1 protein-coding gene is annotated in these 516 nt (G+C 65.3%); it reads right to left on the reverse strand.

Going from position 1 to position 516, the window contains the following annotated elements:
- Positions 1–516, reverse strand: a 516-nt coding sequence (locus tag J0A90_RS18625) for an Ig-like domain-containing protein (RefSeq protein WP_233076969.1), incomplete at both ends; no start/stop codon positions are given.

The following is a 516-nucleotide window of genomic DNA, read 5'->3' on the forward strand; positions in this document are numbered from 1 at the left end:
GGTGTAGGAGCCGTCGCTATTGAAGCTCAGCGAGCCATTGCCCTGGCCCACGCCGGTCGCCAGCTGATAGCTCTCGACGGTGCCATCGACATCCGTCGCCGCTGGAACCTGAGCGTTCAGGGTGGCGTTTTCGCCGGTGGTCTGGGTATCCGCCTTGGCCACCGGCAGGTCATTGGTGCCAGTAACCGTCACAGTCAGCGTGGCGGTATCGCTGCCACCCTGGCCATCGCTGACGGTGTAGCTGATCTGAGTGGTGTCGCTCTGACCCACGGCGAGGCGATCGAACGCCGTGCCCGGGTTGAAGCTGTAGGAGCCATCCGCGTTCAGCGTGAAGGTACCGCCGTTGGAGCCGGTGATCGCCTGACCGACGTTGGCGTCGGTGCCGTTCACTGCGCTGACGCTCAGGGTGCCGCCATCGACATCGCTGTCGTTGGCCAGCACGCCCTGGGCGGCAGACACATTGAGGGTGGCGTTCTCACCGGTGCTGCCAGTATCGGCAACGGCCACCGGCGCATC

This window comes from Salinicola sp. DM10, from assembly GCF_017306975.2.
GTDB lineage: Bacteria > Pseudomonadota > Gammaproteobacteria > Pseudomonadales > Halomonadaceae > Salinicola.